13 protein-coding genes are annotated in these 14,197 nt (G+C 74.0%); 10 read left to right on the top strand and 3 right to left on the bottom strand.

Features of this window, described 5'->3' with window-relative positions; translation table 11 throughout:
- Positions 1–3: 3 nt before the first annotated feature.
- Complete coding sequence (locus ABZ801_RS19380) at positions 4–369, top strand: MerR family transcriptional regulator (protein WP_360699365.1); 366 nt, start codon at positions 4–6, stop codon at positions 367–369.
- A 102-nt stretch (positions 370–471) separates the two neighbouring features.
- Here the strand turns inward: ABZ801_RS19380 and ABZ801_RS19375 are convergent, their stop codons facing one another.
- The 3 genes from ABZ801_RS19375 to ABZ801_RS19365 all read right to left on the bottom strand — a co-directional run bounded on the left by ABZ801_RS19375 (position 472) and on the right by ABZ801_RS19365 (position 4,347).
- On the bottom strand, positions 472–2,121 hold the full coding sequence (locus ABZ801_RS19375) for a Coagulation factor 5/8 type domain-containing protein (RefSeq protein ID WP_360699363.1): 1,650 nt from the start codon (positions 2,119–2,121) through the stop codon (positions 472–474).
- A 175-nt stretch (positions 2,122–2,296) separates the two neighbouring features.
- Positions 2,297–3,328 carry an aldose epimerase family protein gene (locus ABZ801_RS19370; protein ID WP_360699361.1) on the bottom strand — a complete coding sequence of 344 codons (1,032 nt, stop codon included), beginning with the start codon at positions 3,326–3,328 and terminating at the stop codon, positions 2,297–2,299.
- Positions 3,325–4,347, bottom strand: coding sequence for a LacI family DNA-binding transcriptional regulator (locus ABZ801_RS19365; RefSeq protein ID WP_360699358.1), 1,023 nt, complete (start codon positions 4,345–4,347; stop codon positions 3,325–3,327). Before ABZ801_RS19365 ends, ABZ801_RS19370 begins: the two co-directional genes overlap by 4 nt.
- Positions 4,348–4,739: 392 nt before the next feature.
- Between ABZ801_RS19365 and ABZ801_RS19360 the strand changes: the two genes are divergently transcribed.
- The 9 genes from ABZ801_RS19360 to ABZ801_RS19320 are packed head-to-tail and all read left to right on the top strand — an operon-like array spanning position 4,740 to position 14,196.
- On the top strand, positions 4,740–5,684 hold the full coding sequence (locus ABZ801_RS19360; protein ID WP_360699356.1) for a sugar ABC transporter permease: 945 nt from the start codon (positions 4,740–4,742) through the stop codon (positions 5,682–5,684).
- On the top strand, positions 5,681–6,619 hold the full coding sequence (locus tag ABZ801_RS19355) for a carbohydrate ABC transporter permease (RefSeq protein WP_360699354.1): 939 nt from the start codon (positions 5,681–5,683) through the stop codon (positions 6,617–6,619). Before ABZ801_RS19360 ends, ABZ801_RS19355 begins: the two co-directional genes overlap by 4 nt.
- 17 nt (positions 6,620–6,636) lie before the next feature.
- Positions 6,637–7,584, top strand: a complete 948-nt coding sequence (locus ABZ801_RS19350; RefSeq protein WP_360699352.1) for an NAD(P)-dependent oxidoreductase — start codon at positions 6,637–6,639, stop codon at positions 7,582–7,584.
- Between the two features lie 2 nt (positions 7,585–7,586).
- A complete protein-coding gene (locus tag ABZ801_RS19345; protein ID WP_360699350.1) occupies positions 7,587–8,237 on the top strand; it encodes a dihydrodipicolinate synthase family protein in 651 nt (216 codons plus the stop codon).
- Entirely contained in the window at positions 8,234–9,346 is a 1,113-nt protein-coding gene (locus ABZ801_RS19340) for a mandelate racemase/muconate lactonizing enzyme family protein (RefSeq protein WP_360699348.1), read from the top strand. The genes ABZ801_RS19345 and ABZ801_RS19340 overlap by 4 nt, the downstream gene beginning before the upstream one ends.
- A complete protein-coding gene (locus ABZ801_RS19335) occupies positions 9,343–10,611 on the top strand; it encodes a hypothetical protein (RefSeq protein WP_360699346.1) in 1,269 nt (422 codons plus the stop codon). Before ABZ801_RS19340 ends, ABZ801_RS19335 begins: the two co-directional genes overlap by 4 nt.
- The gene (locus ABZ801_RS19330) at positions 10,608–11,753 is read left to right on the top strand and encodes a Gfo/Idh/MocA family oxidoreductase (protein WP_360699344.1); all 1,146 of its coding nucleotides are present in this window, start codon (positions 10,608–10,610) and stop codon (positions 11,751–11,753) included. The genes ABZ801_RS19335 and ABZ801_RS19330 overlap by 4 nt, the downstream gene beginning before the upstream one ends.
- On the top strand, positions 11,750–12,610 hold the full coding sequence (locus ABZ801_RS19325) for a PmoA family protein (RefSeq protein ID WP_360699342.1): 861 nt from the start codon (positions 11,750–11,752) through the stop codon (positions 12,608–12,610). Before ABZ801_RS19330 ends, ABZ801_RS19325 begins: the two co-directional genes overlap by 4 nt.
- On the top strand, positions 12,595–14,196 hold the full coding sequence (locus ABZ801_RS19320; RefSeq protein ID WP_360699340.1) for a family 43 glycosylhydrolase: 1,602 nt from the start codon (positions 12,595–12,597) through the stop codon (positions 14,194–14,196). Before ABZ801_RS19325 ends, ABZ801_RS19320 begins: the two co-directional genes overlap by 16 nt.
- The last annotated feature ends 1 nt before the right edge of the window (position 14,197 follow it).

The raw sequence follows: 14,197 nt of genomic DNA, 5'->3' as shown, positions 1-14,197 counted from the left end.
ACCGTGCGCATCGGCGAACTGTCCCAACGCACCGGCGTGAGCCGCAGGCTGCTGCGCTACTACGAGGAGCAGGGCCTGCTTCGTCCCACCCGCTCGCCCAACGGCTACCGCGCCTACGCCGAGACGGACGTCGCCGCCGTCCGCCACATCCGCACGCTGCTGGAGGCAGGGCTGCCGACCTCGGTCATCGCCGAAATCCTCGACTGCGTCCATGACGAGGGCGAACGCGTCGTCCCCGACAGGTGTCCCGGCATGGTCGCCCACCTGGCCCGCGAACACGCCCGCATCACCGACGCCATCACCCGGCTCCAGACCTCGCAGCGGGCCCTGGACGGCCTGCTCGCCACGCTCCGCGACCGGACCGGCTGACGACACCGGCCCGCACGGCCGCGACCGCCCGCCGGCTGCGGCACCGGGCGCGTTCATCGGCAGTTCCCGAAGCGCCGTCCCGGGAACGCCGGGCGGCCGGCGTCAGGACCGGGCGCCCTCCCACATGCGCAGGTACATCTCCGCGCCCCGCGCCATGTCGGCGATGATCTCCTCGCCCGCGACGTTGCGCATGTCGGCGATCCAGTCGGGGACCAGCCCGTAGTTGGCGACGCCCTCGGTGTTGACGTCCCAGGTGCGCAGGCCGGTCCGCTGGCGGTCGAGCGTCACGCCCGGGTCGATGGGGGAGGTGAACGGGTAGCGCACCGGGTTCGCCTGGTTGTCGCGGCGGGGAGCCGGCAGCGGTCCCATGCCGTTGGCGTCCAGGCCGTAGCCGTAGCCGAACAGCCGCCCGGGATCGCGCGCCTGCCTGGCCCGGCGCCACTCCGCGGCGAACGTGTCGGCCGCGGACCCGTACGAGGTGATCATCCCACCGAGCCGGTAGATCCGCGGCGCGTATCCCGTGTCGGACCAGCCGTGCCCGGAGACGACCCCCGGATACTTCTCCTCCTCCAGGATCGACAGCGTCCGTTCGGCCGCCTTGACGCTCATGTGGTCGATCTCCACGATCATCCCGCGTTCGATCATGCCCCGGAGCATGTGCTCGCCGAGCTCGGTCAGGCCGTTGACGTTGCAGTGCGGGGCCTTCGGATAGACCGGCAGGGTGACGCCGAGCGGACGCAGGTGCGCCAGCGGGCCCGCGAGCAGCGCGGTGAGGTCGTTCGCCGGGATGATCGTGTTGTCGTGCTCGGGCGTGGTGCAGGTGTCGGCCTGCCAGAAGCGCCCGCTGCCCACGAAGTTCCCGAGGTTGAGGATCACCCCGGTGGTGTCGGCGTCGAAGCGGGCCCCGCACAGCGCGTTGTCGAACTTGTGGCACAGGAACATCGAGCTGACGCCGAGGCTCCGCATCTCGTCCAGGCCCTCGTCGATCTGCTTCTTCGTGCACTGCGGCACCCCGCCGATCTGGCGGCAGCCGAACGGCTCGGAGGTCTCCACGCCCAGGACGACCGCGAGCTTGCCCTCCGCGATGACCTGGCGGGCCTCGGCCGGGCTGCGCACCACGCGGAACCATCCCCTGCCCGGACCGCCGCTCCGCGCGTCCACGTAGGACTGCAGCTCGTAGGTGCGCCGGGCCTGCAGCCGGATCGACTCCATCTCGTCGCAGGAGTACTTCTTCAGCGGGTAGATCTCGCACAGCGTCCGGTTGGAGACGAGCTGGTTGACCAGGATCCGCTGCCCGGCCCGCCACGACCGCTCCACCCACGTGTAGTACGTCTGCTGGTGGGTGAGCGAGCTGTGGCTCGGCCAGTCCTTGAAGGTCGGCCATCCGGTGGTGTCGTGCGTCCCCACCAGGCTGCCCTTGCTGGTGAAGTTCTCGAACCACGCCAGTGAGCCGTTCGGGCCGTGGTCGAGACAGTCGCGCAGCGCCTCCTGGATGCCGCGCGGGTCGAAGGACCTGCCGCACATCACGCTGCCGCCGAAGCCCTCGAACGACATCAGATGGGTGTGCAGGTCGGCGTATCCGCGCACCTGCCCGTCGGAGGCGGTGCCGCGGAACGGCGTGCCGACGGCGTTCACGCCGTCGCGCGAGGACGCGGCGGCGGAGGGCACGGCGGCCGAGGCGAGACCGGCCGCGACGAGCGCGCTCGTCAGAACGGCCAGGGCGACCCTGCTGATCGGATTTCTGAGGGGCATGGCGGGGGACCCTCCGGGAGGCGAAGCGTTCGCGCGTCTCCTCCGGTACCTACCACGTCCGCGGCAATACGTGAATACCCTTCACGTCCGCGGGGTTCGGGGCCGGCTGGGCCGCCGCCCGTCACCGGTCCGCGGCCGGGGGGCGGTTCGCGCAGGTCGCGAGGCAGACGGCCCCTCAGTCGGGCAGCGTGCTGAAACGGAAGGTGGTGGTGGAGCGGTACTCCTCGCCGGGGCGCAGCACCGTGGACGGGAAGGACGGCTGGTTGGGGGAGTCGGGGAAGTGCTGCGTCTCCAGGCAGAACGCGTCGCCCTGCCGGTAGGCCAGGCCGCTGGTGCCGATGTGCGAGCCGTCCAGGAAGTTGCCGGAGTAGAACTGCACGCCGGGTTCGCTGGTCAGCACCTCCAGCACGCGGCCGGACCTCGGGTCCTCGGCGCGGGCGGCGACCTCGCCGCCGTTGAGCACGAACGTGTGGTCGTAGCCCTTGCCGACCAACAGCTGGGGATGCGTCTCGCGGATGCGGGCGCCGATCGGCTGCGGCTTGGTGAAGTCGAACGGCGTGCCCGCGACCGGGGCCGGCTCGCCCAGCGGGATCTGGTCGCCGTCCACCGGCAGGTAGCGGTCGGCGTCGATGACGAGCCGCTGGTCGTACACCGTGCCGCTGCCCTCGCCGGCGAGGTTGAAGTACGAGTGGTTGGTCAGGTTCACCACGGTCGGGCGGTCGGTGGTGGCGTGGTAGTCGACGCGCAGCGCGTCATCGGTCACGGTGTAGGTGACGGTGGCGCGCAGCGTCCCCGGATAGCCCTGTTCGCCGTCGGGGCTGACGTAGGTCAGGGTGATCGAGCTGTCGTCGGCCTCGGCGACGTCCCAGACGCGCTTGTCGAACCCCTCCTCGCCGCCGTGCAGGCTGTTGGCGCCGTTGTTGCGCGGCAGCGTGTGCTCCCGGCCGTCCAGCCGGAACCGGCCGCCCGCGATGCGGTTGCCGTAGCGCCCCACCACCGCGCCGAAGTAGCGGCTGCGCGTGACGTAGTCGTCGAGCGTCGCGCAGCCGAGGACGACGTTGGCCGGGGCGCCGTCGCGGTCGGGCGCCTCCAGGGTCTGCACGACGCAGCCGTACGTCAGGACGCGGACGCGCAGGGCGCCGCCCGTCAGCGTGTAGCGGTGCACGGGCGTGCCGCCGGGCAGCACGCCGAACCTCTCCTCGTTCATGTGGCCTCACGGGATGACAGGCGGGCGGCCCGCCCCTCGACGGGCGCCGCGGTGGACTCGCGGACGACGAGCGTGGTCTCCAGGACGGTCAGCGCGGCGGGCCCCGGCTCGTCGGTGCCGACCAGCTGCAGCAGCATGTCCACGGCGGTGCGGCCCGCCGCGATCGTCGGCATCGCCACCGTCGTCAGCTTGGGCCGGTTCAGCCGCGCCTGCATGATGTCGTCGACGCCCACCACGCTGAGGTCGGCGGGCACCCGCACCCCCAGCTCGGCCAGCCCCTCGACCAGCCCGATCGCGACCAGGTCGTTGTAGGCCAGCACGCCGGTGACCGCGGCGCGCGCCACCTCGGGCGCGGCGATCTGCCCGCCCTGCTCGGTGGGGGAGTTGGGGCCGATCACGGTCAGCTCGGCGCCGGCCGCCGCGGCGGCGTCCGCCGCGGCCTCGCGGATGCGCCCGCTGTTCCACGATCCCTCCGGCCCGGACAGCAGCGCCAGCCGCCGGTGGCCGAGACCGGCCAGGTGCTCCACCGCCAGCCGGGCGCCGTGCCCGACGTCCATCAGCACCGCGGGCACGCCGTCCAGCCGCCGGTTGACCAGGACGAACGGCACCTGGCGGCGCAGCCGGGCCAGGGTCCGGTCGCCCAGGCGCGGCGCGCACAGCAGCACCCCGTCCACCTGTTTGGTGAACGCCTGGATGAGCTCCTCCTCCACCCGCGGGTCCTCGTCGGTGTCGGCGACGAACACGTGGTAGTCGCGGGCGCGGGCGTGCGCCTGGGCGGCCTTGATCAGCGGCGGGAAGAACGGGTTGGCGATGTCGGCGACGATCAGGCCGAGGTTGTGGGTGCGGCCCGTGGTCAGCCCGCGCGCCGCGCGGTTGGGCCGGTAGCCGAGCTGCTCGGCCACCGCCAGCACGCGGTTGCGCGTGTCGGCGTTGACCAGGTGGGGGGCCGAGAAGGTGCGCGACACCGTGGAGACGTGCACGCCGCTGGCGCGCGCGACGTCCCGGATCGTTACGGCCACGCTCTCCCCTTCCTGGGCGTTTGACGCCTCATTAATACAAACGATTGCAGGTCCGTCAACCGCAGCCGTCAGGGGAAGATCGCTAGCCGTCCCCCAGCATCGGCCCGGTCATCTGCGTTTTATCAGGCGCGACGCATCTGGGTCACGCCGACCCCTTGACGTTTCGTCCGGATGACGCGAGTGTTTCTGCAACCGGTTGCTGTGTGACCGGTAGCACATCACCGCGACCCCCAGCCCACCCCGACCCGGCGGCGGCCGGCGGCGTGCGGACAGGCGGTAAGCGCTTTCACCTCTGCCTGCGCGTGCCGTCCCCAGCCCGATCGCCCCCATCCCTAACGACCCATCCCGCACGACCCCGACGACCCGAACGACCGACCCGTAAGGAGGCGCTCGTGGCCATCGCCGAGGCGACCACGGCCGGGCGCGGCACCCCGCGGCCCCGGCGCGGACGGCGCCGCCGGCCCGCCCGCGGGCCGCGCACCCCGTACCTGCTGATCGCGCCGTCGGTGCTGCTGATGCTGGGCTTCCTGGTCTATCCGGTGGCCGGCGTCTTCTACTACAGCCTGCGGCGCTACAACATCACCAAGCCGTGGGACAACGGGTTCGCCGGGCTCGGCAACTTCCGCGACATGCTCGGCGACGACCTGTTCTGGCAGAGCCTCGGCTTCTCCGCCAAGTGGGTCGCCGCGACCGTCGGGTTCCAGCTGCTGCTCGGGCTGGCGCTGGCGCTGCTGGTGAACGAGACGTTCGTCGGCCGCGCGCTGTCGCGGGCGCTGGTGTTCTCGCCGTGGGCGATCTCCGGCGTGCTCACCACCAGCATCTGGATCCTGCTCTACAGCCCGACCACCGGCTTCACCCCGTACCTGGCCGACCTCGGCCTGGTCGAGCACGGCTCGTCGCCGCTGTCGGACACCGGCAGCGTCTTCGCCGCCGCCGTGCTCACCGAGCTGTGGCGCGGCGTGCCGTTCTTCGCGATCCTCCTGCTGGCCGACCTGCAGAGCATCCCCAGGGACCTGTACGAGGCGGCGTCGGTGGACGGCGCCACCCGGCCGCGGCGGTTCTGGCACATCACGCTGCCGCACCTCAAGGACGCCATCATCCTGGCGACCCTGCTGCGGGCGGTGTGGGAGTTCAACAACGTCGACCTGCTCTACACGCTCACCGGCGGCGGCCCGGCGCACCAGACCACCACGCTGCCGCTGTACGTGGCGCAGAAGGCGACGGTCGCGCACGAGTTCGGCTACGGCTCGGCGCTGACCACGGCGGCGTTCCTGATCCTGCTGTTCTTCTCCATCCTCTACCTGCGCCTCAGCAAGTTCGGAGGTGAGCGGTCTTGAGCCGCCGTCCCACCACGACACTGGACGACGACCGCGCGGCCGACGCCCCGGCCGCGCCACCGGCCGGCAGGGGGCCGGACGAGGCGGCCCGGCGCCGCCCCGCCGGGCGCGGGCGGCGCGGCGGCGCGGGCGGCCCGCGCAAGTGGGAGATCTACGTCCCGCTCGGGCTGTACCTGGCGTTCACGCTCGTCCCGTTCTACTGGATGCTGCTGTACGCCTTCCGCCCGGCGGGCAGGACCGGCTTCCTGCCCTGGCCGCTGACGTTCGAGCACTTCACCACCGTGTGGAACAGCGTCGGGTTCGGCGTCTACTTCCAGAACAGCCTCAAGGTCGGCGTGGTCGCGCTGCTCACCACGACGGTGATCGCGCTGGCGGGCGGGTACGCGCTGGCCCGCTACCGGTTCCGCGGCAAGACGCTGTTCATGGTCGCCATGCTGTGCACCCAGTTCATCCCCGGCGCCATGATGCTGATCCCGCTGTTCGAGATCTTCCGCGAACTGCGGCTGGTCAACTCGCTGTGGAGCCTGGTGATCGCCGAGACGGTGTTCCAGCTGCCGCTGTCGCTCATCCTCATCAGCGGGTTCGTCAGGAACGTGCCGGTGGAGCTGGAGGAGGCCGCCTGGGTGGACGGCTGCTCACGGCTGCGCGGCTTCTTCACCGTGGTGCTGCCGCTGCTGCGGCCCGGCCTGGTGGCGGTCGGCTCGTTCGCCTTCATCCACTCCTGGAACAACTTCCTGTTCGCGCTGATGTTCCTCAGCCAGCAGGAGAAGTACACGGTCCCCGTCGGCCTCAACTACATGATCGGCGAGTACGGCGCCGACTTCGGCGCCCTGGCCGCCGGCGGCGTGGTGGCCGCCCTGCCCGTCGTGCTGGTGTTCGCGGTCATCCAGCGCTACCTCGTCCAGGGCCTGAGCGCGGGCGCGGTGAAGGGATGAGCGAGCCGGAGGCAGGGATGAGTGCCGAGGTGACGACGACGATCGCCGGGAGCGCGTTGGAGCCGGGGACGCGGATCCTGGTCACCGGCAGCGCCGGACGGCTGGGACGCAGCGTCGTGACGGCGCTGGCCGAGGCGGGGCACGAGGTGTTCGGCGTGGACCCGGCGCCGGGCACACCGGCCGCCGCGGCCGCCGTCCTGCCCGCCGACCTCACCGACCTCGGCGAGGCGTTCGAGGCGATGGCGCGGTTCCGGCCCCGGGCGGTGGTGCACCTGGCCGCGATCGCCACGCCGTTCAGCCGCACCGACGCCTACACCTACCGGGTCAACACGCAGCTGGCGTTCAACGTGTGCGAGGCGGCGGCGCACTGCGGCGGCGTGGAACGCGTTGTGGTGGCCAGCAGCCCCACCGTCATCGGGTACGGCGCCCCGCACGGCTGGGCGCCGTCGTACCTGCCGCTCGACGAGGACCACCCGGTGGCGCCGTGGAACGCCTACAGCCTGTCCAAGCTGGCCGCCGAGCACACCATGCGGATGTTCGCCGCCGCCCACGGCGACCGCGTCCGGTACGCGGCGCTGCGGCCGTGCTTCGTCGTGGCGCCCGAGGAGTGGCACGGCGCGCCGACGCAGAGCGGCCACCGCATCGGCGAACGTCTCGACCGTCCCGACCTGGGCGGGACGTCGCTGTTCAACTACATCGACGCGCGGGACGCCGCCGAGTTCGTCCGGTGCCTGCTCGACGGGCTGCCCGCGCTGCGCAACGGCGAGGTGTTCTTCGCCGGGGCGGCCGACGCGCTGGCCCGCGAGCCGCTGGCCGAGCTGCTGCCCCGCCACCTGCCCGCCACGGCGCCGCACTGCGCGGCCCTGGACGGCACCGCCCCGGCGTTCTCCTCCGCCAAGGCCGAGGCGCTGCTCGGCTGGCGGCCCAAGCGCAGCTGGCGCACCGAACTGTCCACGGAGGTATGACCATGCGGCTGGACGGAGTGCTGTTCTTCCCGGTGACGCCGTTCGGCGCGGACGGCGCGCTGGACGAGGCCGTGCTCGCCGAGCATCTGCGCGCCGGGCTCGCCCACGGGCCCGGCGGGGTGTTCGTCGCGTGCGGGACGGGCGAGTTCCCGTCGCTGTCGGCCGCCGAGCACGACCGCGCGGTGCGGACGGCGGTGCGGGTCGCCGGCGGAGACGTCCCGGTGGTCGCCGGGGCGGGCGGACCGCTCGGCGCCGCCCTCGACCAGGCCCGGGGCGCGGCGGCGGCCGGCGCCGACGGGCTGCTGCTCATGCCGCCGTACCTGGCCCAGGGGCCGCGGCACGGCCTGCGCGCCTACGTCGAGACGGTCGCGCGGGCCGCCGGGATCCCGGTGATCGTCGCCGCCTACCACCGCGCCCAGCGCGACGACCCCGGGCTGGCCGAACGGCTGCTCGCCGAGTTCTACGCGCCGCTGGTGGAGCTGCGCAGCCGCGTTCCCGGATACGCGGTGTCGCTGGCCAAGGCGGGGGTGCGGCTGCGCGGCCTGGACGCCGGCGCGGTGCGCCCGCCGCTGGCCGAGCCCGCGCCCGAGCACCTGGACGAGCTGTCCCGCCTGGTCAAGACCGGGCTCGCGCTGGTGGAGGCGGCCTCATGAGCGTCATCGCCGAGGTGCGCAGCAGCGTCCACCGGGTCCCGCTGGTGCGGCCGTGGGGACCGAACACCACGCACATCCACCTGGTCGTCACCCGCGTCATCACCGACGACGGGCGGGCCGGCACCGGGTTCAGCTGGGCGCCCAACGTCGGCGGGCGCGCCGCGCACACCCTGCTGGAGTCCGACATCCGCGACGCCGCGATCGGCCTGCCCGCCCATCCGGCCGTCGCCTACGACCGGCTGTGGTGGCACCTGCACGAGGCCGGGCGCGGCGGGCTCACCACGATCGCGCTGGCCGCCGTCGACCTGGCGCTGTGGGACCTGCGCGCCCCGGCCGGCCTGGTCGAGTCGATCGGCCGCCGCCGCGACGCCGTCCCCGTCTACGGCAGCGGCGTCAACCGCCACTACGGCGTGGACGAGCTGGTCGACCAGGCCCGGCGCTGGGTCGAGCGGGGCCTGACCGCCGTGAAGATCAAGGTCGGGCTGGCGGACCTGGACGAGGACGTCGCCCGCGTCGCCGCCGTCCGCCGCGTCGTCGGCCCCGGCGTGCGGCTCATGCTGGACGCCAACCAGCTGTGGGACCTGCCCCGCGCGCTGCACGCCATCGAGGCGTTCCGCCCCCACGACCCGTACTGGATCGAGGAGCCGCTGCCCGCCGACGACGTGCAGGCGTACGCGCGGCTGCGCGAGGGCGCCCCCGGCGTGCCGATCGCGCTCGGCGAGAACACCCACACCCCCTGGCAGTTCCGCGACCTGCTCACCGCGGGCGCCTGCGACATCCTGCAGCCCAACGTGGTGCGCGTCGGCGGCGTCACCCCGTTCCTGCGCATCGTCGACCTGGCCCGCGCGTTCAACGTGCCCGTCCACCCGCACCTGCTGCCCGAGCTGTCCGGGCAGCTGGCGTGCTGCCTGCCGCTGCCCGCGATGGTCGAGGACGTGGAGGACGCCTCGTTCGCCGCGCTCGGCCTGCTCGACACCGCCGCCCCGCCGCCCGTGCGGATCGGGGCCGACGGCCTGCTGCGTCCCGGCGACGGACCCGGACTCGGGCTGCGCTTCGACGTGGACCTGCTGAAAAGCACCCGGCTCGACGACGACGGAGGAAACTCGTGAAGCTCACCGCGACGGTCGTCACGTCCGCCCTCGCCCTCGGCGGCGTCCTCACCGCGCCGGCCGCCCACGCCGCCGCGTCCCGTGCCGCCGTCTCCCAGGGCGGCGGGCACCGCACCGACCTGGGCCGCCAGACGCTCGCGCCGAACGACGGGTGGGCGGCCGCCGAGGGCGGCACCACCGGCGGCGCCGCGGCCGTCCCCGCGAACGTCGTCACCGTCCGCACCCGGGAGGAACTGGCCGCCGCCGTCGCCGGCGACACCCCCAAGGTCGTGTACGTGCGGGGCCACCTCAAGGGCGGCGACGACTGCGCCGCCTACGCCGACCCCGAGTACAGCCTCGACGCCTACCTGCGGGCCTACGACCCGGCGCACTGGAGCGGCCCCGCGTCCGGGCCGCTGGAGGAGGCCCGCAAACGCTCCAACGCCAACCAGCGCCAGGAGGTGATCGTCCGCGTCGGCTCCAACACCACGCTCGTCGGCGCCGGCAGGGGCGCGCGGCTGACCGGCATCAATCTGATGGTGCAGAACGCCGAGAACGTCATCATCCGCAACCTGGACGCGCAGGACGCCTACGACTGCTTCCCCGGCTGGTCGGGGGAGGACTGGAAGACCGAGTTCGACAACATCACCGTCTCCGGCTCCCGGCACGTGTGGGTCGACCACGTCACGCTCGGCGACGGCGACCGTCCCGACTCGGCCGAGCCCGCGTACTTCGGCAAGGTGTGGCTGCACCACGACGGCCTGCTCGACGTGGTGAACGGCAGCGACCTGGTGACCGTCTCCTGGTCGAAGTTCGCCGACCACGACAAGTCGCTGCTGTGGGGCAACAGCGACGGCGCCACCGGCGACCGCGGCAGGCTGCGCGTCACCCTGCACCACAACGAGTTCCGCGGGCTGATCCAGCGGGTGCCGCGTGTGCGGTACGGGCGGGTGCACGTCTACAACAACTCCTACGTGTGGTCGCCGCGGTCCCTGTACGCGTGGGGCGCGGGCAGGGAGTCGGCGATCTACGCGCAGAACAACCACTTCAGCGCCGGCACCCCCGCCGAGAAGATCATCTACAACTGGGGCGGGACCGCGATCCACGCCGAGGGCACCTACGTGGGGCACCGCCCCGTCGACGCCCTGGCCGCCTTCAACGCCGCCAACGACCCCGACCTGTCGGGCGACGTCGGCTGGACGCCCACCCTGCACGGCCGCGTCGACCCCGCCCCCGCCGTCCCGGGCCTGGTGCGCGCCAGGGCCGGAGCGGGCCGCGTCTCATGACGGGCGTCATCCTCGCCGGCGCCCACGGGCACGGACGCCGGCACCTGGACAACCTGCGCCGGGCGGCCGCCACCGGAACCGTCCGCCTGGCGGGCGTCTGCGACCTGCGGCCGGTGGACGAGGCGTCGCTCACCGGGTTCGACCCGGCGCCGGAGCAGTCGCCCGACCTGCCCGGGCTGATCGACCGCACCGGCGCCGAGATCGTCATCGTCGCCACGCCCATCCCCACCCACGCCGACCTGACATTGGCGGCGGTGGCGCGCGGCGCGCACGTCCTGCTGGAGAAGCCGCCCGCCGCCACCTACGCCGACTTCGAACGCATCGCCGCCGGGGTGCGGGACGCCGGACGCGCCTGCCAGATCGGCTTCCAGAGCCTGGGATCCGAGGCGATCCCCGCGGTGCGCGCCCTGATCGCCGACGGGGCGATCGGCCGGGTGCGGGGGATCGGCGCCGCCGGGGCGTGGCAGCGCACGTCCGCCTACTTCGCCCGCGCCCCCTGGGCCGGACGGCGGCGCGTCGACGGCACCGACGTCGTCGACGGCGCGCTGACCAACCCGTTCGCGCACGCCCTGGCCACCGCCCTGGCCGTGGACGGCGCCGAGGGCCCGGACGACGTCGCCGACGTCGAGCTGGAGCTGTTCCACGCCTTCCCGATCGAGAGCGACGACACGTCCTGCCTGCGGCTGCGCACGTCGCACGGCACGGTCGTCACGGTCGCGGTGACGCTGTGCGCCCCCAGGCGCAACGAGCCGTACCTGATCGTGCACGGCGACGAGGGCCGCGTCGTGCTCACCTACACCCGCGACGAGGTGCGCCTGGAACGGCCCGGCCGCGACCCGCTGGTCTCCGTCCACCCGCGCACCGACCTGCTGGACAACCTGCTCGCCCACGTGCGCGGCGGCGCCGGGCTGCTCGTCCCGCCGCAACGCACCGCCGCGTTCATGCGCGTGCTGGACGCCGTGCGCACCGCGCCGGACCCGCTGCCCATCCCCGACGGGCGGCAGCGGGTCAGCGATGTGGACGGGGTGCGGCACCGGGAGCTGCCCGGCATCGAGGCGCTGGTCGCGGCCAGCGCCGAACGACTCGCCCTGTTCTCGGAACTGGACGCGGCGTGGGCCGTGCGCGAGGAGGTGGCGGGATGACCGCCGCACCGGTGGAGCTTGCCTGCGCGGGCCGCACGGTCGCCGAGTACGTGACGCGGCCGGACCTGGAGGCCGCCCTCTCGCCCCGCCCGTACTTCCACCCGGTGCGCACGTTCGCCGGGACCGAGGTCACCGAGCTGACGCCCGCCGACCACCGGCACCACCTCGGCGTCAGCATCGCCGTGCCCGACGTGGGCGGACGCAACTTCTGGGGCGGCCGCACGTTCGTCCGCGACCAGGGCCCCACCTGGCTGGACGACCACGGCGTGCAGAGGCACCTGAGCTGGACCGGCCGCGCCGCCGGCGCCTTCACCGAGACCCTCGCCTGGATCGGCGCCGACGGCGAGACGGCCCTGCGCGAACGGCGGGACGTGCGCGCGGTCGCGGCGGGCGACCACTGGGCGCTGGACGTGGCGTTCACGCTCACCAACGTCACCCGCGAGCCGCTGCGGATCGGCAGCCCCGCCACCAACGGACGGCCCGGCGCCGGATACGGCGGGTTCTTCTGGCGGGCGCCCGGCACGTCCACCGGCATCCGGGTGCGCACGCCGCACGCCGAGGGCGAGCGGGCCGTGCACGGCGCCCGCGCCGGCTGGCTGGCGATGACCGGCACCGCACCCGACGGCCGCGCGTGGACGCTCGCCTTCGTCCCCGCCGACGCCGCCACCGCCGCCGACCCGTGGTTCGTGCGGGTCGGCGAGTACCCGGGGGTGGGCTCCTCGCTGGCCTGGGAGCGCTCCCTCGACGTGCCCCCGGGCGGCCGCGTGACCCGGCGCGTCGTGACGGTCGTCGCCGACGGGCACCTGCCGGCCGCCGAGATCGACAAGCTGCGGGAGGCCCCGTGGCCGGCTCCCTGACCCCGCTGCCGTGGACCGCCGACCTGGGCGACGGCACGTACCGCAACCCGGTGCTGAACGCCGACTGGTCCGACCCCGACGCCATCCGCGTCGGCCGCGACTACTACCTGACCGCCTCCAGCTTCCACCGCGTGCCGGGCCTGCCCGTGCTGCACTCCCGCGACCTGGTCAACTGGACGATCATCGGGCACGCGCTGCCCGAACCCGAACCGGCCGAGGCGTACGCGGCGCCGCGCTGGGGCTGCGGCGTGTGGGCGCCGGCGCTGCGCCACCACGCGGGCCGGTTCTGGATCTTCTACCCGGACCCCGACCACGGCATCCATGTCGTCACCGCCGACGACCCCGCCGGGCCGTGGACGAGGCCGCGCCTGCTCAAGCCCGGACGCGGCCTCATCGACCCCTGCCCGCTGTGGGACGAGGACGGCTCGGCCTACCTCGTGCACGCCTGGGCCAAGAGCCGCGCCGGTTTCAACAACCGGCTCACCCTGCACCGGATGAGCCCGGACGCCACGCGCCTGCTGGACGACGGCACGGTCGTCGTGGACGGCGACGCGATCCCCGGCTGCCGCACCCTGGAGGGCCCCAAGCTGTACCGGCACGGCGGCCACTACTGGATCTTCGCGCCGGCCGGGGGAGTGGCCACCGGCCGGCAGTACGCCTTCCGCGCGCCCGGCGTGTTCGGCCCGTACGAGCACCGCGTCGTCCTCGAACAGGGCGACAGCGACGTCAACGGCCCGCACCAGGGCGCCTGGGTGGACGCCCCCGGCGGCGGGCACTGGTTCCTGCACTTCCAGGACCGGGGCGCCTACGGCCGCGTCGTCCACCTGCAACCCATGCGCTGGCGGGAAGAGGACGGCTGGCCCGTGCTCGGCGCGCACGGCACGCCCGTCGCGCGTCACCGCAAACCCGTGACGGGCGAGCCGCCCTCAGCCCCCGCCTCAAGCGACGACTTCACCGGCGGGCGCTTCGGCCCGCAGTGGACCTGGCAGGGCGTCCCCGACCCGGCGTGGACCGGGCGGGCGACCGGCGGCGGGCTCCGCCTGGCCTGCGTGCGCCACGCCGACGCCGACGACCTGCGCCGCCTGCCCAACGTGCTCGGCCAGCGGCTGCCCGCCGAGACCTTCACCGCCACCACCGACCTCACCCTGACCGGCGGCGAGCCGGGCGCCCGCGCGGGCCTGGCGGTGCTCGGCGACGCCTACGCCTGGATCGGCCTGGAACGCACCGCCACGGGCGTCGACCTGGTGTACCGCGTCGCCCACCCGGACGGCGCGGAGAAGGACGCGGCCGCGCGGCGCCCGCTGCCCGACCCGGGGCGTTCCGTCCGGCTGGCCGTGCACGTCGGCGCCGGAGCCGAGTGCCGCTTCACCGCCGACGCCTCCGGTGAACCGGGGGGGCGCGGGGGGTCGTCCCCCCGCGAGAACAGGGCCGGGCCGCGGCGGTTCGGCGACCCGTTCACCGCGACCGGGGCGCGCTGGGTCGGCGCCACCCTCGGCCTCTTCGCGGCCGCCCCGCCCGGCGCGGGCCCGGCCGCCGGTCACGCCGACTTCGGGGGCTTCCACGTCGACGGAGAGGAGCACCCATGAC

Origin of the sequence: Actinomadura sp. NPDC047616, assembly GCF_040642915.1 — a bacterium.
GTDB lineage: Bacteria > Actinomycetota > Actinomycetes > Streptosporangiales > Streptosporangiaceae > Spirillospora > Spirillospora miaoliensis.
Note: the sequence above shows the minus strand (reverse complement) of the source record. Positions and strands in the feature narration are given on the sequence as shown.

Coding starts and splice junctions, on each gene's coding strand:
- ABZ801_RS19375 (WP_360699363.1), bottom strand. CDS start 2,121: ATGCCCCTCAGAAATCCGATCAGCAGGGTCGCCCTGGCCGTTCTGACG.
- ABZ801_RS19370 (WP_360699361.1), bottom strand. CDS start 3,328: ATGAACGAGGAGAGGTTCGGCGTGCTGCCCGGCGGCACGCCCGTGCAC.
- ABZ801_RS19350 (WP_360699352.1), top strand. CDS start 6,637: ATGAGTGCCGAGGTGACGACGACGATCGCCGGGAGCGCGTTGGAGCCG.
- ABZ801_RS19345 (WP_360699350.1), top strand. CDS start 7,587: ATGCGGCTGGACGGAGTGCTGTTCTTCCCGGTGACGCCGTTCGGCGCG.
- ABZ801_RS19340 (WP_360699348.1), top strand. CDS start 8,234: ATGAGCGTCATCGCCGAGGTGCGCAGCAGCGTCCACCGGGTCCCGCTG.
- ABZ801_RS19330 (WP_360699344.1), top strand. CDS start 10,608: ATGACGGGCGTCATCCTCGCCGGCGCCCACGGGCACGGACGCCGGCAC.
- ABZ801_RS19325 (WP_360699342.1), top strand. CDS start 11,750: ATGACCGCCGCACCGGTGGAGCTTGCCTGCGCGGGCCGCACGGTCGCC.